This is a genomic window from Variovorax nitratireducens (assembly GCF_051216545.1).
Lineage (GTDB): Bacteria > Pseudomonadota > Gammaproteobacteria > Burkholderiales > Burkholderiaceae_C > Variovorax.
In genome coordinates this window covers 919258-936190 of the sequence record NZ_JBPJZO010000001.1, presented here as the reverse complement: position 1 = coordinate 936190, position 16933 = coordinate 919258, and the positions used below count along the sequence as shown (strand labels likewise).

19 protein-coding genes are annotated in these 16933 nt (G+C 65.5%); 14 read left to right on the top strand and 5 right to left on the bottom strand.

The genetic code is table 11. The features are described 5' to 3' along the window. Positions 1-66 precede the first annotated feature (66 nt). Positions 67-639: an alkyl hydroperoxide reductase subunit C gene (ahpC, locus tag ACSFA8_RS04380; RefSeq protein WP_435478274.1), complete on the bottom strand. Its 573-nt coding sequence runs from the start codon at positions 637-639 to the stop codon at positions 67-69. Between the two features lie 230 nt (positions 640-869). On the opposite strand from ahpC, the gene bfr reads away from it, so the two are divergent. The 13 genes from bfr to hemP all read left to right on the top strand — a co-directional run bounded on the left by bfr (position 870) and on the right by hemP (position 11969). Further along, positions 870-1346 carry a bacterioferritin gene (bfr, locus tag ACSFA8_RS04375; protein WP_435478273.1) on the top strand — a complete coding sequence of 159 codons (477 nt, stop codon included), beginning with the start codon at positions 870-872 and terminating at the stop codon, positions 1344-1346. A 136-nt stretch (positions 1347-1482) separates the two neighbouring features. Beyond that, positions 1483-2127, top strand: coding sequence for a PepSY-associated TM helix domain-containing protein (locus ACSFA8_RS04370; RefSeq protein WP_435478272.1), 645 nt, complete (start codon positions 1483-1485; stop codon positions 2125-2127). Positions 2128-2155: 28 nt separating this feature from the next. Further along, positions 2156-2680: a DUF2271 domain-containing protein gene (locus tag ACSFA8_RS04365; RefSeq protein ID WP_435478271.1), complete on the top strand. Its 525-nt coding sequence runs from the start codon at positions 2156-2158 to the stop codon at positions 2678-2680. 35 nt (positions 2681-2715) lie between these two features. Continuing rightward, the gene (locus ACSFA8_RS04360) at positions 2716-3510 is read left to right on the top strand and encodes a DUF4198 domain-containing protein (RefSeq protein WP_435478270.1); all 795 of its coding nucleotides are present in this window, start codon (positions 2716-2718) and stop codon (positions 3508-3510) included. 17 nt (positions 3511-3527) lie between these two features. Further along, positions 3528-4550: an FAD:protein FMN transferase gene (locus ACSFA8_RS04355; protein ID WP_435478269.1), complete on the top strand. Its 1023-nt coding sequence runs from the start codon at positions 3528-3530 to the stop codon at positions 4548-4550. A 22-nt stretch (positions 4551-4572) separates the two neighbouring features. After that, the gene (locus ACSFA8_RS04350; RefSeq protein WP_435478268.1) at positions 4573-5931 is read left to right on the top strand and encodes a sulfite reductase subunit alpha; all 1359 of its coding nucleotides are present in this window, start codon (positions 4573-4575) and stop codon (positions 5929-5931) included. A 233-nt stretch (positions 5932-6164) separates the two neighbouring features. Continuing rightward, positions 6165-8540, top strand: coding sequence for a catecholate siderophore receptor Fiu (locus tag ACSFA8_RS04345; protein WP_435478267.1), 2376 nt, complete (start codon positions 6165-6167; stop codon positions 8538-8540). A 90-nt stretch (positions 8541-8630) separates the two neighbouring features. After that, the gene (locus ACSFA8_RS04340) at positions 8631-9311 is read left to right on the top strand and encodes a Fe2+-dependent dioxygenase (protein ID WP_435478266.1); all 681 of its coding nucleotides are present in this window, start codon (positions 8631-8633) and stop codon (positions 9309-9311) included. 131 nt (positions 9312-9442) lie between these two features. After that, positions 9443-9715: a (2Fe-2S)-binding protein gene (locus ACSFA8_RS04335; protein WP_286546241.1), complete on the top strand. Its 273-nt coding sequence runs from the start codon at positions 9443-9445 to the stop codon at positions 9713-9715. Positions 9716-9810: 95 nt separating this feature from the next. Then, a complete protein-coding gene (locus ACSFA8_RS04330; RefSeq protein WP_435478454.1) occupies positions 9811-10506 on the top strand; it encodes an energy transducer TonB in 696 nt (231 codons plus the stop codon). Positions 10507-10522: 16 nt separating this feature from the next. Next, positions 10523-11236 carry a MotA/TolQ/ExbB proton channel family protein gene (locus ACSFA8_RS04325; RefSeq protein WP_435478265.1) on the top strand — a complete coding sequence of 238 codons (714 nt, stop codon included), beginning with the start codon at positions 10523-10525 and terminating at the stop codon, positions 11234-11236. Between the two features lie 5 nt (positions 11237-11241). Continuing rightward, on the top strand, positions 11242-11655 hold the full coding sequence (locus ACSFA8_RS04320; protein ID WP_435478264.1) for an ExbD/TolR family protein: 414 nt from the start codon (positions 11242-11244) through the stop codon (positions 11653-11655). Between the two features lie 101 nt (positions 11656-11756). Beyond that, the gene (hemP, locus tag ACSFA8_RS04315; RefSeq protein WP_435478263.1) at positions 11757-11969 is read left to right on the top strand and encodes a hemin uptake protein HemP; all 213 of its coding nucleotides are present in this window, start codon (positions 11757-11759) and stop codon (positions 11967-11969) included. A 195-nt stretch (positions 11970-12164) separates the two neighbouring features. On the opposite strand, the gene ACSFA8_RS04310 is transcribed toward hemP, so the two are convergent. Beyond that, on the bottom strand, positions 12165-12572 hold the full coding sequence (locus ACSFA8_RS04310; protein WP_435478262.1) for a GlcG/HbpS family heme-binding protein: 408 nt from the start codon (positions 12570-12572) through the stop codon (positions 12165-12167). Positions 12573-12738: 166 nt separating this feature from the next. Here ACSFA8_RS04310 and ACSFA8_RS04305 point away from each other — a divergent pair, with 166 nt between their 5' ends. Beyond that, positions 12739-13449 carry a Bax inhibitor-1/YccA family protein gene (locus ACSFA8_RS04305; RefSeq protein ID WP_435478261.1) on the top strand — a complete coding sequence of 237 codons (711 nt, stop codon included), beginning with the start codon at positions 12739-12741 and terminating at the stop codon, positions 13447-13449. Positions 13450-13496: 47 nt separating this feature from the next. Here ACSFA8_RS04305 and rlmD read toward each other — a convergent pair whose 3' ends face one another. The 3 genes from rlmD to ACSFA8_RS04290 all read right to left on the bottom strand — a co-directional run bounded on the left by rlmD (position 13497) and on the right by ACSFA8_RS04290 (position 16924). Beyond that, positions 13497-14945 (bottom strand): 23S rRNA (uracil(1939)-C(5))-methyltransferase RlmD, encoded by a 1449-nt coding sequence (rlmD, locus tag ACSFA8_RS04300; RefSeq protein WP_435478260.1) that lies wholly within the window; start codon positions 14943-14945, stop codon positions 13497-13499. A 42-nt stretch (positions 14946-14987) separates the two neighbouring features. Next, complete coding sequence (locus ACSFA8_RS04295; RefSeq protein WP_435478259.1) at positions 14988-15908, bottom strand: sigma-70 family RNA polymerase sigma factor; 921 nt, start codon at positions 15906-15908, stop codon at positions 14988-14990. A gap of 116 nt (positions 15909-16024) precedes the next feature. Next, entirely contained in the window at positions 16025-16924 is a 900-nt protein-coding gene (locus tag ACSFA8_RS04290; RefSeq protein WP_435478258.1) for a peptidoglycan DD-metalloendopeptidase family protein, read from the bottom strand. Positions 16925-16933 lie beyond the last annotated feature (9 nt).

Genomic DNA, 16933 nt, shown 5'->3' with positions numbered 1-16933 from the left:
GCGGCCGGCCCGCCCCCGGTAGGGGGTTGGAGGAGCGACACGAAGTGCGCGCAGCCTGGGGGCGAGTTAAATCTTTCCGACGAGGTCGAACGACGGCTTCAGCGTTTCGGCGCCTTCGGTCCACTTGGCCGGGCAGACTTCACCCGGGTGGGCCGCAACGTATTGCGCAGCCTTCACGCGGCGCAGCAGCTCGGCGGCGTCGCGGCCGATGCCGTTGTCGTGCACTTCGATGGTCTTGATCTTGCCTTCGGGGTCGATCACGAAGGTGCCGCGGTAAGCGAGGCCGGCGTCTTCGCCTTCTTCGATCAGCACCTGGAAGGCGCGTGCCAGTTGCTGGCTCGGGTCACCGACCAGCGGGTACTTGACCTTGCCGATGGTGTCCGAGGTGTCGTGCCAGGCCTTGTGGGTGAAATGGGTGTCGGTCGACACGCCATACACCTCGACGCCAAGCTTCTGGAATTCCGCGTAGTGGTCGGCCAGGTCGCCGAGTTCGGTCGGGCACACGAAGGTGAAGTCAGCCGGATAGAACACCACGACCGACCATTTGCCCTTGAAGTTTTCGTTGCTCACTGGCACGAACTTGCCGTTGTGATACGCGGTGGCCTTGAAGGGAATGATTTCGGTATTGATGAGGGACATGTCGTTTCCTTGGATGACGTGAATGAAAGGCGAGCCATGAGTATAAGTATTAACGAGCATAAATTGATAGTTGTAGGCTATTACAAAGAGCCAATTTGGCTATCGCCCCGGCCGCCGATGCGAACGCTTATCGCCATCAAACGCATGCAGACCGCCATTGCAGGGGTTTGCCTTGCGTGCTGCTTGGCCACGCTCGCACAATCGCCGCTTCACGCACAAGAAAGAACACCATGAAGGGCGACCCCCAAGTCATCGAACACCTGCAAGCGCAGCTCAAGAACGAGCTGACTGCGATCAACCAGTACTTCCTGCACTACCGCATGCTGAAGCACTGGGGCCTCGACAAGCTGGCCAAGAAGGAATACGAGGAGTCGATCGGCGAGATGAAGCATGCCGACTGGCTCATGGATCGCATCTTCATGCTCGACGGCCTGCCGAACCTGCAAGACCTCAGCAAGCTCAACGTCGGAGAGGATGTGCCCGAGATCCTGGCGTGCGACCTGAAGAGCGAATCCGGCGCGCAAGCCACCATCAAGGCCGGCATCGCGCACTGCGAAACGGTGCGCGACTATGTTTCGCGCGACCTGCTCCAAAAAATCCTCGACGACACCGAAGAGCACATCGACTTTCTCGAAACCCAGATCGATCTGGTCGCCAAGGTCGGGCTGCAAAACTATCTGCAGAGTCAGATGGGTGAAGTGAGCTGAGCGCCGCCTCGCTCAAACTACAAGTACAAGGGGCCTCGGCCCCTTTTTTCATGCCCTGCTCTTTACTGCAAATAGCATTGATTCTCATTTGAACGCTAGAATCGCGGGCTTTCCCTACTGACCGATTCCAGCGCCCATGAGTGGCTCCTCCGACAACCGCCGCCGCGCCTACTGGCTGAAGACCCTGCATGAATGGCATTGGGTCAGCTCGGCGATGTGCCTGATCGGCCTGTTGCTGTTCGGCATCACCGGCTTCACGCTCAATCACGCGGGGCAGATCGAGGCCAAGCCGGTCGTCACTGCACAACACGGCAAGGTCGATGCGTCCCTGCTCGCCAGGCTCGAAGCGCAGACGGCGCGGATCAAGCAGGCGGCCAAAGGCAAGGCCGCGCTGCCGCCCGATCTGCAAGGCTGGGTGCGCGAGCGCTGGGCCGTCGACACCGCCGGCAAGGAGGCCGAGTGGTCGGACGACGAAATCTACCTGTCACTCCCCCGCCCCGGCGGCGACGCCTGGTTGCGCCTGAGCCTGACCGACGGCGAGATCGAATACGAGCGCACCGATCGCGGCTGGCTCTCGTATTTCAACGACCTGCACAAGGGCCGCAACACCGGCCGGGCCTGGAGCTGGTTCATCGACATCTTTGCCGCAGCCACGCTGGTGTTCTCGATCACCGGACTGTTCATTCTCAAGATGCACGCCGGCAACCGGCCTTTCACCTGGCCGATGGTCGGCATGGGCTTTGTGATCCCGGTGCTGCTCGCGCTGCTTTTCATCCATTGAATCCAACCCCAAGAAACGAGGTCGCTTCGTGAAAGTCCGCTATTCCCTCGCGCTCGGCGCATTGTTCGGCGCGCCGGCCTTTGCCGCCGGCCTCGGTGTCAGCATCGAGGTGCCGCGCCTCAACGTGTCGGAATACCACCGCCCTTACGTGGCAGCATGGATCGAGCGTGCGGACAACACGCTGGCCACCACGCTCACCGTCTGGTACGACGTTCGCACCAAGACCAACAATCCCGAAGGCGAAGGCACCAAGTGGCTGAAGGATCTGCGCCAGTGGTGGCGCCGCGGCGGCCGCGAACTGGCGGTGCCGGTCGATGGCGTCACTGGTGCCACCAAGCCTGCCGGCAAGCACCAGCTCAGCTTCAGCGAAGGCTCGGCCGCGCTGCCGAAGCTGGCCCCGGGTGCCTACAAGCTCGTGGTCGAGGCCGCGCGCGAAGTCGGCGGCCGCGAGGTCGTGAGCATCCCGTTCCAGTGGCCACCCGCTGCAGCGGCACAGCCGGTGGCTGCAGGCAAGGAAGAGCTCGGCGAAATCAGGCTCGAGCTCAAGCCCTGAGCGTTTCGGTCTCATCACATTCACTGGAGTCACTCATGAAAATCTCTCTGCTCGCCATCGCCCTCACCGCCGTGCTCGGCACCGCCCAGGCGCACAACGTCTGGCTGCTGCCGTCGACCACAGTGCTGTCCAAGGGCGACGTGATCACGGTGGACGCCGCCGTGTCGAACGACCTGTTCGTGGCCAACCACAATGCGCTGCGGCTCGACGGGCTGCAGATCACGGCCCCTGACGGCGGCACGCTCAAGCCCGACAACGTGGCCCAGCTCAAGCAGCGCAGCGTGTTCGACGTGAGCGTGGCGCAACCGGGCACCTACCGTATCGCCGTGCTCAACGGCGGTGCCGCCGCGAGCTGGAAGGACAAGGCCACCGGCCAGCCCAAGCGCGCGCGCGGGACGGCCGAAACCATCGGCCGCGAGATCCCGGCCGATGCAACCGACGTGGTCGTCACCCAATCGGCCGGCCGCATCGAAACCTTCGTGACGGTCGGCAAGCCTTCGCAGCTCAAGCCGATCGGCCAGGGCCTCGAGCTGATCGCCACCGGCAGCCCGACCGATCTGGTCAAGGGCGAGAAATCCACCTTCACGCTGAACCTCGACGGTCAGCCCGCGAAGGATCTCGAGGTGACCGTGACGGCCGGCCACACGCAGTACCGCGACAAGCTCGACGAACTGAAGATCCAGACCGACAGCAAGGGCCAGTTCAGCGTGACGTGGCCGAGCGCCGGCATGTACTGGCTGGACGTCAACACAAAGGACAACAAGACCACGGTGCCGCAGGCGAAGGAACGCCGCCTGAGCTACGCGGCCACGCTGGAAGTGATGCCCTGACCTTCGACGACGCTTCGGTGGCAACGCGCCCTTCGTTCGCGAGTTGGCGCGCCGGGGGCTATGCCAACGCAGGCGCGCCGCGCCGCGCCGATCCGGTCACGCTGCAGCAATTGGCCGGGCGAACCATGGGGACAACCTGGTCGCTGCGCTTTGACAACCCGCACATGCTGCCGCTGGCCACCGTTCGCGCAACGGTGGAAGCTGCACTGGCGCGCGTGGTCGCACAGATGAGCCACTGGCAGGCCGACTCCGACCTGAGCCGCTACAACCACGCAGCCGCCGGCACCGTGCATGCGCTGGCGCCCGCCTTCGCTGCCGTGCTGGCTTGCGCGCTGCGCTGGGCCGAAGCCAGCGGTGGCGCGCTGGATCCGACGGTCGGGCCGCAGGTCGCGCTGTGGGGCTTCGGGCCGGAGGCGACTGACGACGTGCATCCACCCGCGCCCGAGGCGCTGCGCGCAACCCGTGCCGCCTGCGGCTGGCAGCGCCTGCCGTTCGACGCGGCCGCCAATACGCTGCGGCAACCGGGCGGGCTGACGCTGGACTTTTCGGGGATTGCCAAGGGCTTCGCGGTTGACCACGTGGTGGAGGGGCTGCGGGCGCTGGGCCTGAAGGATCTGCTGCTCGAGATCGGCGGCGAACTGCGCGGTGTCGGACGTCGTCCGGACGGCGCCTCCTGGACGGTGCAGATCGCAGCACCGGAAGACAGTGGCACGGCGCCACCGACCGTCGCGCTGGCCGATCTGGCGGTCGCGACATCGGGCGACCGGTGGCACCGGCGCGAGCACGCGGGCCGGCGCTGGTCGCACACGATCGACCCGCGCACCGGCGAACCGGTCGGCCATGCGCTCGCGTCCGTCACCGTGCTGCACGCCGAGTGCATGCAGGCCGATGCGCTCGCAACCGTGCTCACGGTGCTGGGCCCGGCCGAGGGGTTCGCGTTTGCACGGGCGCACGACATCGCAGCGCTGTTCTTCGAGCGCAAGGCGAACGGACTGCAGGCGAGCGCCTCGCCCGCCTGGATGGAGCGCGTCAGCGCATGAGTCCCTTCGGTCGCAGAACGCAATGAGCATCGACGCCGTTCGCAGCGCCGCGGCGGGCGGCACGGTGCTCGCGTACGCCGTGCTCTGCGCCGCCATCTGGTGGCGCGAGCGGTGCCGACATGCGGCTACAGCCACCGCAGCCAACGCGCTCGCAGGCACCAGCGCAGCGCCGGCGCTGGTGCTGTTCGCCAGCCAGACCGGCCAGGCCGAAACACTTGCATGGCAGACCGCCCGTGGCCTGCATGCGGATGGCACCCCGGTGCGTGTGCTGGCGCTCAATGCGCTCGATGCCGAGACGCTGCGCGCCGCGCCGCGCGCCCTCTTCATTTCCAGTACCTACGGCGAAGGCGACGCGCCCGACGGCGCGAGCCTGTTCGTCGAGAAACTGATGGCGCAGGCGCATGCCCTGCCCACGTTGCGCTATGCCGTACTGGCCCTTGGCGACCGGCAGTACCAGAACTTCTGCGGCTTTGGACGCCAGCTCGACGAATGGCTGCAGGCGTGCGGCGCGATACGCGAGTTCGAACGCATCGACGTCGACAACGCCGATCCGTCGGCGCTTGCGCGATGGCAGCGGCAGCTCGGGATCGGCGATGGCGCCGTGTCCCAGGTCGATGAACCACCCTTTGCCCCCTGGCAACTGGCGCGGCGCGAACTGCTCAACCCGGGCAGCGTCGGGGCAGGAATCCATCGCCTTGTGCTGAGGCCGCCGACCGGCGCCATGGCTGACTGGCAGTCCGGCGACCTGGTGCAGATCGAAGCGCCCGGCGACCCGGCGCGCCCGCGCGAGTACTCGATCGCCTCGATCGCCGGCGATGGCGCGGTCGAGCTGCTGGTGCGCCAGGAGTTGCATCCCGATGGCCGGCTCGGCATCGCCTCGGGCTGGCTCACCACCACCCTCTCGCATGGCGGCAGCGTGTCGCTGCGCCTCAAGCCCCATGCCAACTTCCGCCTGGGCGACAACGCGAACCGGCCGTTGCTGCTGATCGGCAACGGCACCGGCCTGGCCGGGCTGCGCAGCCACCTGCGCGCGCGTGCTGCGGCGGGCCTGGGCGACAACTGGCTGCTGTTCGGCGAGCGCAACGCGGCGCACGACTGGCTTTGCCGCGACGAGATCGCAGCGTGGCGATCGGCCGGCCTGCTGCGCCGGGTCGACATGGTCTTCTCGCGCGACCAGGCCGAGCGCCTCTACGTGCAGCACCGTCTACTGCAGGCCGCAGACGAGGTAACCGACTGGATCGACCGCGGCGCTGCCATCTATGTATGCGGGAGCCTGCAGGGCATGGCCAGCGGCGTCGACGCAGCGTTGCGCCAGATCGCCGGGCCGGAGCGCTTTGCCGCGCTGGTCGCTGCTGGCCGCTACCGACGCGACGTGTACTGACCCGCCGGGCGGCCCCGGCAGCACGCGGATGTATCCGCCGTGCAACATCTTGCGTTGACAAGACGAAGAAAGTGGTACGAATCGAGGAGGAAGTTGTTGCGAGTGGTTATCATTTGAACCGAAGCGTTTCCGCTTTCCGCTCACCCAGCCAATCTGCATGCCGCCCCTGTGGCCGCGCACTGCCAGACCCGCCAGTCGAGACGATTTCCTTTCTGCCTTTCGGAGTCCTTCTCATGGCGTACATCAAGAGTCGCAAGCACGCGGTCGCGCGTGCCGTTTCCCCCTTCGGTGGCGTTGCCGCCGCCACGCTGGTCGCGCTGGCACTGCCGGCCGGTGCCCAGACCACGAACACGCTGAAAGAAGTTCAGGTACAGGACTCGGTCGCTGCCGACTACAAGGCCGACACCTCGGCCAACCCCAAGTTCACCGCCCCGCTGCTCGACACGCCGCAAACCGTGCAGGTGATCAAGGAGCAGATCCTGCGCGAGCAAGGCGCCACCACGTTGACCGAAGCGCTGCGCAACACGCCGGGCGCGGGCGCGTTCTACCTCGGCGAAAACGGCAACACCAGCACCGGTGACGCGATCTACCTGCGCGGCTTCGATACCTCCAGCAGCATCTTCGTCGACGGCATCCGCGACCTCGGCTCGGTCTCGCGCGACGTGTTCAACATCGAGCAGGTCGAAGTGGTCAAGGGCGCGGCCAGCAGCGACATCGGTCGCACCGCGCCGACCGGCTACATCAACATGATCACCAAGAAGCCGAAGGCCGAAGACAGCTTCTACGGCTCGATCGGCTTCGGCAGCGCCGACTACAAGCGCGGCAGCATCGACTGGAACAAGTCGTTGAGCGGTGAGAACGGCATCGGTGCGGCGTTCCGCCTCAACGCCGTGGCCGAAGACGCCGGCGTGGCCGGCCGCGACTTCGTGAAGAACAAGCGCTGGGGCATCGCGCCGTCGATCGCGCTGGGCCTGAACTCGCCGACGCGCATGTACTTCGACTACGTGCACATCAAGCAGAACAACGTCCCCGATGGCGGCGTGCCAACCATCGGCCTGCCGGGCTACACGAACCCCGATCCGGTCGCGCTCGGTGCGCGTCGCCGCACTTTCCTCAACTATGCGTCGCGGGTCGACTCGAGCAATTTCTACGGCACCAGCTCCGACTTCGACAACGTCACGTCGGACATGTTCACCGCGCGCTTCGAACACGACTTCACCCCCAACCTGACGTTGCGCAACACCACGCGCTACGGCAAGACGTCGCAGGACTACATGCTGACGTCGTTCCAGGGCGGCGGCCTTGCTACCACGGGCCTCGCACCGGCGGCCAACGTGGGCTACCTCGCCACGCCGAGCGCGCTGAACCCCTATGGCTGGACCGTCACGCGCAATACGCCGACCAACAAGAATCAGGAAAACACGGTCTTCGTGAACCAGACCAACGTGACCGCCAAGTTCGACACGGGCAGCGTCGGTCATACGCTGAGCGCTGGTGTCGAACTGATGCGTGAATCGCAGCGCGCCAGCAACTTCTATGGCGCGGGTTATGCGAGCGTCGGCACCACCTACGCGCCGGCCGGCTCCTGGCCCGCCGCCAACCTGTACGCGCCGAACCCGTACGTGTCTGGCTACAACCGCATCAGCAACGGCACCGGTTCCAAGGGCTCGACCGACACGATCGGCCTCTACGTGTTCGACACGGTGAAGTTCAACGAACAATGGTCGCTCACCGGTGGCCTGCGCTACGACCACTACCGCACCGACTACGACGCCACCGCACTGACGCTGGCCACCACGCGTGGCGTGCAGACCAGCACCATCGCGCCGACCAACCTGAGCCTGTCGGACAACCTCTTCACCGGCAAGATTGGCCTGGTCTACAAGCCGGTCGAGAACGGCAGCATCTACGCCGGCTACAGCACCGGCGCGCAGCCGCCGGGCGGTGCCAACTTCACGTTGGCCGCCGCCGCCGGCACCACCAACAGCGCCGCGCGCACCGACTTCCTGCCGCAGAAGGCCAAGACCTTCGAAGTCGGCACCAAGTGGGACATCCTGAACAAGAAGGTGTCGCTGACCGCCGCCGTCTATCGCACCGACGTGAGCAACGAAGTGGTGCAGGACTCGACCAGCCTGCAGTACTACCAGACCGGCAAGAAGCGCGTGCAGGGCATCGAGCTCGGCATCGCCGGTGCGATCACCAACGCATGGGGCGTCAGCGCGGGCTTCACCACGCAGGACACCAAGATCGTGAGCGGCCCCTCGGTGCTGGCCGACGGCACCGGCGCCCTGGCCTATACGCCGAAGAACGCGTTCACGGCCTGGACGACCTACCAGTTCCCGTTCGGCCTGACGATCGGCGGCGGCGCACGCTACAACGGCAAGCTGTACCGCGGCACCGACGGCGCCGTGGGCACGCCGGCTTACGTGGATGCCTACTGGGTGTTCGACGCGATGGCGTCGTACCGCATCAACAAGAACGTCGACATCCAGCTCAACATCTACAACCTGACCGACAAGGATTACGTGGCATCGATCAACAAGAGCGGCTACCGCTATCTCCCGGGCACGCCGCGTTCGGCCCGCATCACGGCCAACTTCGCGTTCTGATCCAGCACAAACCGTCGTGCCGACAGCGGTGCGACACTCGGGCCCCGGCTTTGCAGCCGGGGCTTTTTTCCTTGTGAGGCTGCTCCACAAATGATGCTCCATGTCCCTGAAGTGCTGACGTCCGCCCAGGTGCGAGAACTGCGCTCCGCCCTCGATGCCACCGACTGGATCGACGGCCGGCAAACCGTCGGCGAGCAGGGCGCAAAGGTCAAACACAACCGCCAGTTGCCCGAGCACTCGGCCGTGGGGCGGGAACTCGGCAAGGCGGTGTTGTCGGCGCTGGCGAAAAGCCAACTGTTCTTTTCCGCCGCCCTGCCGCTGCGCTTCGTGCCGCCGCTCTTCAACCGCTACGAAGGCGGCGAACACTATGGCCTTCACGTCGACGGCTCCGTGCGCTCGCTACCCGGCACTGGCGAGCAGTTGCGCACCGACCTCTCCTGCACGCTGTTCCTGTGCGATCCGGACGACTACGAGGGCGGCGAGCTCGAGGTGGTCGACACCTACGGCACGCACGAGGTCAAACTGCCGGCGGGCGACCTGATCCTGTACCCGTCGAGCAGCCTGCACCGGGTGCATCCGATCACCCGGGGGGCGCGGGTGTGTTCTTTTTTCTGGCTGCAAAGCATGGTGCGCGACAACCACCAGCGCGCGATGCTGTTCGACCTCGACCAGCAGATCTGGAAGCTGCGGGCGCGCGTCGGCGAGTGCGAGGAGACGGTGGCGCTCACCGGGCACTATCACAACCTGCTGCGGCTCTGGTCGGAGGTCTGAGCCGGTTGCGGCGCCGAAGAAGCCGGACGGGCCGAAGAGCCCCCACGGCGCCATAGTGATTGCAAATGCGAGAGATTCGTATTTATAATCAGGCCTTCATCAACAGCCAGCCAACAGCTGCCTTTGCCGCCATGATCGTCTGCGTATGCCGCCGAGTGTCCGACCGAGAAATCGCGCGTCATGCGCGAGCCGGCATGACGTTCGACGAGGTGCAATTCGAACTCGGCGTGGCCACCCAGTGTGGCCGGTGCGAAGGTTGCGCCCGCGACGTCGTCGCGCAGTGCAGTGCTTCGCACCCGGTTGCGGCGCTCCATCGCGACGACGGGCCGCACGTGATCCAGCTTGCCAACTCCATCCAGGACAGCAAGGCATGGCACTCTTCTCTACGCTCGGCGGCAGCCTGATTTTCGTGGCCGGCTCGGCCTGGTGGATCTTTCGCAAATAGCGGTTTCTTGCTGCGTCCCGGGCACCTTTGGTGCCTTCTCTCGTCGAATGGTGGATCGTGTCTGACCGCTTCTCTGCCCCCACCGGGCTTTCCCGAAATACCGTCATCGCCGGCAGCGTCGTGCTGTTCCACGTGGCAGCGCTGTGGGCTTTGCAGGCCGGCTTGATCCGCGAAGCCGCCGAGGTGGTGATTCCGGTCGAAATCCTGAGCCAGCTGATCGAGCCGCCGAAGCCGGTGGAATCACCTCCACCCCCTCCTCCGCCACCGCCCAAGCGCGAAGTCACCAAGACCCCGCCGCCGCCGCGTCCGCAGGCCATCCGCACGCCGGTGCCGCCCCCGCCCAATGCGCCGACCGGCAGCGTCGAGCCGCCGCCCCCGCCAGCCCCGGTTGCGCCGCCAGCGCCTCCTGAACCACCGGCACCGCCGCCCGCCCCACCGGCGCCGCCCGCGCCGAAACTGATTGAAATCAGCCAGGGCCAGACGCAGTACATCCGGGAACCACGCGTGGTGTACCCCGCCATGAGCAAGCGCATGGGCGAGACCGGCACCGTGATCATCGCGGTGTACTTCAACAGTTCCGGCATCCCCAAGCGCGCCGACATCTTCAAGTCCAGCGGTTACGACCGGCTGGATCAGGCAGCGCGCGACGCGGCCCTGTCGTCGCAAGTCACGCCGATCCGGCAGCCGGGCGCCAATGAGGCGACCGTCTACCTGTTGAAGGCGCCTTTCAATTTCACCCTTTCCCAGTAGTTTTGGAGCAGCATTTATGGAATCCCAGTTTGGCTTGATGAACCTCTGGTCGCAGGGCGACCTCGTCACGAAAGCCGTCGCGCTGCTGCTGGTCGGCATGTCGCTCGCGTCCTGGATCGTGATCATCACCAAGGCGCTGGACGTCATCCGCTACAAGCGCATGGCCAACGCCTCCTCCGACTTCTGGCACAGCGAAGACTTCGCCACCGCGCTCAACAAGCTGGGCAAGAACGACAGCAACCCCTTCCGCGTGCTCGCGCTCGAAGGCCGCGAAGCCACGGCCCATCACCGCAACACCAAGGCGCACCTGCACGACACGCTGGACGTGAGCGACTGGGTCACGCGTTGCCTGCGCAACGGCATCGACGAGTTCACCGCTCGCCTGCAAACCGGGCTGGCGGTGCTGGCCTCGGTCGGCTCGACCGCACCGTTCATCGGCCTGTTCGGCACGGTCTGGGGCATCTATCACGCGCTGATGAGCATCAGCTCCGCCGGCCAGGCCACCATCGACAAGGTGGCCGGTCCGATCGGCGAGGCGCTGATCATGACGGCGCTGGGCCTGGCGGTCGCGATTCCCGCGGTGCTCGGCTACAACGCGCTCGTGCGCGGCAACAAGTTCGTGCTGACCAAGCTCAACAGCTTTGCGCACGACCTGCATGCCTACTTTGTGACCGGCGCCCGCGTGCAGAGCAGCGAGCCGGCCACCATCGTGCCGCTCAAGAAAGGCTGAACGCCATGGCTTTCGGAACACAGGACGAGCCCGACGAGGTGATGAACGAGATCAACATGACGCCGCTGGTCGACGTCATGCTGGTGCTGCTGATCATCTTCATCATCACCGTGCCGGTGATGAAGCACGCGGTCAACATCGACCTGCCGCGCGCCAGCAGCGAACGCGAGCTGACCAAGCCCGAGACGATCCTGTTCAGCGTCGCGGCCGACGGCAGCTACTTCTGGAACGACCAGAAGATCGGCGACGCCGATCTGCAACCGCGTCTTGCCGCAGAAGCTGCCAAGGAGCCGCAGCCCGAACTGCACATTCGCGGGGACAAGGAAGTGCGCTACGAGCGCGTGGCGCAGGCCATGTCGGCGGCGCGCGAAGCTGGCGTGCGCAAGATCGGCTTCATCACCGAACCGAATCCGAAGTGATCAGGGATCGCAAGACCCTCATCGCGACATTTTTCTATAGCGTCGATTGACTTTGTATTGCGAATCATTATCATTCAGTCATTGATTCGAAAGGCCACGCCATGCAAACCACTCTGACCAGCTTCTCCGTTTTGAGCCATCCTTCGCTCGATCAATCCGGTGGCCGTGGCGCCGCGGCAAGCGAGGGTCGGTCCGCCCCGCTGGTCGAAAGCACAACGCTGCTGCAGGGCAACAAGACTGTCGGGATCCTGCACAACGGCTCCCTCTACAGGCTGCAAGCCACCAAACTCGGCAAGCTGATCCTGACCAAGTAGCAGGTATCAGCAGCCCCCCAGGCAAGTTTCATCGTGGGGCGACTCGAGGAGAACCTTTCTCCGAAGGGTCGTTTTTTGCTAGCCAAACGGCTCGCCGACCAGCCAAGCTTTTTTTCACGACGAACGCCCAATGACAAACGCCGACCCTCAGGTCGGCGTTTCTGTTTCTGCTTGCTAGGTGGGCGGGGCGCGGAATCAGAGTCCGAGCGCCGCGATGCCGGCCTTGGCGACCTGTGCATCCTCGTTCGACTTGACGCCACTCACGCCAACGGCGCCGATCACGTGGCCATCCTTGACGATCGGCACGCCGCCCTCGAGCATGCCCTGCACGGCGGGCACCGTCAGGAAGGCCGTGCGCCCCCCGTTGATGATGTCTTCGTAGCCCTTGCTCTCGCGACGGCCCATGGCGGCAGTATGGGCTTTGGCCGGGGCGATGTGGGAGGACAGCGCCGTGGCACCGTCGAGGCGTTGCAGCCAGAGCAGATGGCCGGCGTCGTCGGCGATCGCGATGGTCACGGCCCAGTTGTTCTTGAGGGCTTCGGCCTCGGCGGCGGCGGCGATGGCCTTGACGTCGGCAAGTTCGAGGAAAGACTTGGTCTTCATGGTCGGTTCAGGTTGACAGATAGACCCCAGAGCATAACGGCGCCGGGGCGCGCAAACCCTTACGGGGTTCAGCGACAGGCCAGCGCGGTTTTTGCATCGCGCGCCTCTTGCAGACCCCTAGAATGCGCCCAACTGCAGTCTTGCAGTACCACAGGAGCATTCAGCAATGAACGACCGCGTCACCGCCCTCGACACCACCGCCGGAAACACCGGTGTTGGCCAGACACTACCGCAGGCAGACCGTCAACGTGTGCTGCGCAACACCTACTGGCTGCTGGCACTCAGCATGATCCCGACCGTGCTCGGCGCCTGGATCGGCGTGCAGACCGGCATTACGCGTTCGCTCGGCGGCGGGCTCGGGCTGATCGTGTTCCTCGGCGGCGCGTTCGGCTTCATCTTCGCCATCGAGAAGACCAAGAATTCGGCGGCCGGCGTGCCGGTGCTGCTCGGCTTCACCTTCTTCATGGGTCTCATGCTGTCGCGCCTTATCGCAATGGTGCTCGGCTTCAAGAACGGCCCCGATCTGGTGATGACGGCCTTTGGCGGCACGGCGGGTGTGTTCTTCGTGATGGCATCGCTGGCGACCGTCATCAAGCGCGACCTGTCGGGCATGGGCAAGTTTCTTTTTGTCGGCGCCCTGGTGCTGATGGTGGGCGCCGTCGTCAACGTGTTCGTCGGCTCGACGGCCGGCATGATGGCCATTTCGGTCGCGGCCATCGGCATCTTCTCGGCTTACATGCTGTACGACCTCAAGCAGATCATGGACGGCGGCGAGACCAACTACATCAGCGCCACGCTGGCCCTCTACCTCGACCTGTTCAACGTTTTCCAGAGCCTGCTGGCGCTGCTCGGCATCATGGGCGGCGAACGCGACTAGCAGTCGCCAAAGCGCACAAGTTCAAGGGGGCCAATAGGCCCCCTTGTTCATTCTCCAGGCGAAGTGTCCTGTCGATCGAACACCGCCATGGACTCCACATGCGCCGTGTGCGGAAACATGTTGATCACGCCTGCGCTGCTGCAGCGATAGCCGCCCTGGTGCACCAGCAGGCCGGCATCTCGCGCCAGCGTGGCCGGGTTGCAGCTCACGTAGACGATGCGCCTCGGCGGCGTCCAGCCGCCACGCAGTTCGGGCTGCTGATGCAGGTCTACCACCGCCTTGGCCAATGCGAAGGCGCCTTCGCGCGGCGGGTCGACCAGCCAGCAGTCGGCGTGGCCGTCGGCGACCAGCATTTCAGGGGTCATCTCGAACAGGTTGCGCGCGACAAATTTCGTAGCACTCAGTGGCTGACCGTCGGGCGCAGCAGCCCTGTTCCGCTGGAAATTTTCGGTGGCGCGCACCACCAGCGCGTCGCTGCCCTCGATGCCCAGCACCTCGCCGGCACGCGTCGCCAGAGGCAGCGTGAAATTGCCGAGGCCGCAGAACCAGTCGATCACCCGCTCGTCGCGCTGCACGTCGAGCAGGCGCAGTGCGCGCGACACCAGCACACGGTTGATGTGCGGATTGACCTGCGTAAAGTCGGTTGGCTTGAACGGCATCGTGATGCCGAAATCGGGCAGCTCGTACGACAGTTGCGCCCCGCCCTCCTCCAGTAACTTGACCGTGTCAGGCCCCTTGGCCTGGAGCCACCACTGCACAGCGGGATGTACGGCCGCAAACGCCTTGAGGCGCGCGATGTCGGCGTCCGACAAAGGTTCGAGGTGGCGCAGCACCATCGCAATCACACCCAGCGTCGTGCTGCCCGGCGCGTCGCCGCAGGCCAGCTCGATCTGCGGGCAGGTCTGGCGCGCTTCCATCGAATCGATCAGCCCGCGCAGCGGCACCAGCAGATCGCTCACCGCGGCCGGCAATACCGGGCAGACGGTCATGTCGGCCACGTAGCTGCTCTTGCGCTCGTGGAAGCCGATCAGCACCACGCCCTTCTTGATCACGTGGCGCACCGACAGCCGTGCGCGATAGCGGTAGTGCCAGGCCGGGCCTTCGAGCGGGCGCAGCATGTTGTCGGGCTTGACCCTGCCGAGATGCCAGAGCGCATCTTCCAATGCGCGCTGCTTGACAGCCACCTGGGCCGCCGCATCGAGGTGCTGCATCTTGCAGCCGCCGCAGGCGCCCGCATGCAGGCCGAAATGCGGGCAGCCGGGCCGCACGCGCTGCGAGGATTCGCGCCTCAGCGCGGTGAGCACGCCCTGCTCCCAGTTGTTCTTCCTGCGCAGCAGCTTCACCTGCACTTCCTCGAACGGCAGCGCGCCCTCGATGAACACCACCTTGCCGTCGGATCGATGTGCCACGCCCTGCGCCTCGAGGTCGAGCGACTCGACCTGCAGCCACTCATCGGGGGACGGCGGCGCTTTCTTCTCTTCTGTTTCTGTCGTCATGCGCCGATTGTCTCAGCGCCGCACGGGCTTGCCGCCCGTCCGCTAGAAAAGCGCGTCGCGCCCGACGCCGGCGCGCGTCAGGTGGCGCCGCATCTTGGCCAGCGCTTCGTTCTGGATCTGCCGCACCCGCTCGCGCGTGAGGCCAAGGCGCACGCTCAGGATCTCCAGCGTCTCGGGCTCGCGGTCGTGCAGCCCGTAACGGCCTTCGAGCACTTCGCGCTCACGCGCGCTGAGCGTGTCGATCCAGTTGTCGAGCAGTCGTTCGACCTCGTGGGCCTGCGTAACGCCGGTCGGATCGGCCGCGTCGTCGTCGGAGGCCACGGTGTCGGCGAGGCTGAAGCTCTCGTCGCCCCCACGTTCGCTGCCCGCATCGAGCGAGCGCGGCGTCTCGGCCAGCGCCAGCAGATCGGCCACCTCCTGCACCTCGCGCCCGAGCAAGGCGGCAACGTCTTCGACCCGCACGCCTTCGGGACGGTGTGCGAGGAAATCTGCGTCTGCTTCGAGCGTGCGGCGGGCCTGCAGCACCTGTTGAAGCTCCCGCACCACATGCACCGGCAACCTGATGGCGCGGCCCTGGTTCATCACCGCGCGTTCGATCGACTGACGGATCCACCAGGTCGCATAGGTCGAGAAGCGAAAACCGCGCTCCGGCTCGAATTTTGTGATCGCGTGCATCAGGCCGAGATTGCCCTCCTCGACCAGGTCGGCCATCGGCACGCTGCGGCCGAGGTACCCCTTGGCGATATTGACCACCAGCCGCAGGTTGTGTTCGATCATGGACTGACGCGCCGCGAAGTCACCGGCCCGGGCTTCGCATGCGGTCTTGAACTCTTCTTCGGGCGTGAAGAGTGGGGTGCGCCGCACCTCGCGCAGGTAGCGCGTGAGCGAATCACCACCCTCGAGACCGTTCAGGGGCTCGTCTTCGCGAGATCGCGGAGGATCTCCATCGCTACCGGATGCCATAACGCCCTCTCGAGGCCGCGATCGTCGCAGCCCTTGTGCGCGAGACCGGGAGCACCACCTTTCCAACACCTCAACTCCGCCCACATAGTGCGGACGGGTGAGGGTTTGCAAAGGCGCTACCGCGCTGGCAGGTAACGCGCCGGATCGACCGGCTTGCCCTGACGACGGATCTCGAAATGCAGTTTGACGCGGTCGGCGTCGCTGTTGCCCATCTCGGCGATCTTCTGGCCCTTTTGCACAGACTGGTCTTCCTTGACCAACAGCGTCTGGTTGTGGGCGTAGGCCGTGAGGTAGGTGTTGTTGTGCTTCAGAATGATCAGGTTGCCGTAGCCGCGCAAGCCCGCACCCGCATAGACCACGCGGCCGTCAGCCGATGCAAGCACCGGCTCGCCCGCCTTGCCGGCTATGTCGAGCCCCTTGTTCTTGGCCTCGTCGAAGCCGGCAATCAGATTGCCCTGCGCCGGCCAGATCCAGCCCACGTCTTCGTCGCCGGATGCTGCCGCGGCGGGTGCGACCGACGAGGTGGTGACAGGCGGCTTGACGGGCGCGGCGGTCGCGGGTGCAACGGTGGACTGGGTGACGGGGCGCGTCGTCACGCCCGCGGCATCGGTGGTGCCGGGCGGGGTTGCTGGTGCAGTCGCCACCCCGGTGGCCCCTGTCGGTGCGACCACGCGCAGCACCTGGCCCACTTCGATCTGGTCGGGGTTGTCGAGGTTGTTCCAGCGCGCGATGTCCTGCCAGCGCTGCCCGGTCTCGGTGCCGATGCGGCGGATCGTGTCGCCGGGGCGCACCGCGTAGTAGCCGGGTTTGCCATAGTTTTCGATGCCGGCCAGCGGACGACCCTGCGAATCGACCGTCATTGGCGAGACCCCCGGTAGCGCGGGTGCCGGTGCCTTGGTCATGGTGCCGCGGTCTTCGACCGGTGCGGGATTGCGTGGCGAGGCACAACCCGCAATCACGAGCGTCAACACCAGCGAAATGCCGGCGACCCAGCTCCGATTGCCAAAACCCTGCATGTGTTCTTC

What these genes read in the sequence shown, in the direction of transcription:
- ACSFA8_RS04340 (WP_435478266.1), top strand. Translation starts at nt 8,631, where the DNA reads ATGATGCTCCATGTCCCTGAAGTGCTGACGTCCGCCCAGGTGCGAGAA.
- ACSFA8_RS04345 (WP_435478267.1), top strand. Translation starts at nt 6,165, where the DNA reads ATGGCGTACATCAAGAGTCGCAAGCACGCGGTCGCGCGTGCCGTTTCC.
- ACSFA8_RS04310 (WP_435478262.1), bottom strand. Translation starts at nt 12,572, where the DNA reads ATGAAGACCAAGTCTTTCCTCGAACTTGCCGACGTCAAGGCCATCGCC.
- rlmD (WP_435478260.1), bottom strand. Translation starts at nt 14,945, where the DNA reads ATGACGACAGAAACAGAAGAGAAGAAAGCGCCGCCGTCCCCCGATGAG.
- ACSFA8_RS04360 (WP_435478270.1), top strand. Translation starts at nt 2,716, where the DNA reads ATGAAAATCTCTCTGCTCGCCATCGCCCTCACCGCCGTGCTCGGCACC.
- ACSFA8_RS04295 (WP_435478259.1), bottom strand. Translation starts at nt 15,908, where the DNA reads ATGGCATCCGGTAGCGATGGAGATCCTCCGCGATCTCGCGAAGACGAG.
- ACSFA8_RS04370 (WP_435478272.1), top strand. Translation starts at nt 1,483, where the DNA reads ATGAGTGGCTCCTCCGACAACCGCCGCCGCGCCTACTGGCTGAAGACC.
- ACSFA8_RS04325 (WP_435478265.1), top strand. Translation starts at nt 10,523, where the DNA reads ATGGAATCCCAGTTTGGCTTGATGAACCTCTGGTCGCAGGGCGACCTC.
- ACSFA8_RS04305 (WP_435478261.1), top strand. Translation starts at nt 12,739, where the DNA reads ATGAACGACCGCGTCACCGCCCTCGACACCACCGCCGGAAACACCGGT.
- ahpC (WP_435478274.1), bottom strand. Translation starts at nt 639, where the DNA reads ATGTCCCTCATCAATACCGAAATCATTCCCTTCAAGGCCACCGCGTAT.
- ACSFA8_RS04335 (WP_286546241.1), top strand. Translation starts at nt 9,443, where the DNA reads ATGATCGTCTGCGTATGCCGCCGAGTGTCCGACCGAGAAATCGCGCGT.
- ACSFA8_RS04350 (WP_435478268.1), top strand. Translation starts at nt 4,573, where the DNA reads ATGAGCATCGACGCCGTTCGCAGCGCCGCGGCGGGCGGCACGGTGCTC.
- hemP (WP_435478263.1), top strand. Translation starts at nt 11,757, where the DNA reads ATGCAAACCACTCTGACCAGCTTCTCCGTTTTGAGCCATCCTTCGCTC.
- ACSFA8_RS04290 (WP_435478258.1), bottom strand. Translation starts at nt 16,924, where the DNA reads ATGCAGGGTTTTGGCAATCGGAGCTGGGTCGCCGGCATTTCGCTGGTG.
- bfr (WP_435478273.1), top strand. Translation starts at nt 870, where the DNA reads ATGAAGGGCGACCCCCAAGTCATCGAACACCTGCAAGCGCAGCTCAAG.
- ACSFA8_RS04320 (WP_435478264.1), top strand. Translation starts at nt 11,242, where the DNA reads ATGGCTTTCGGAACACAGGACGAGCCCGACGAGGTGATGAACGAGATC.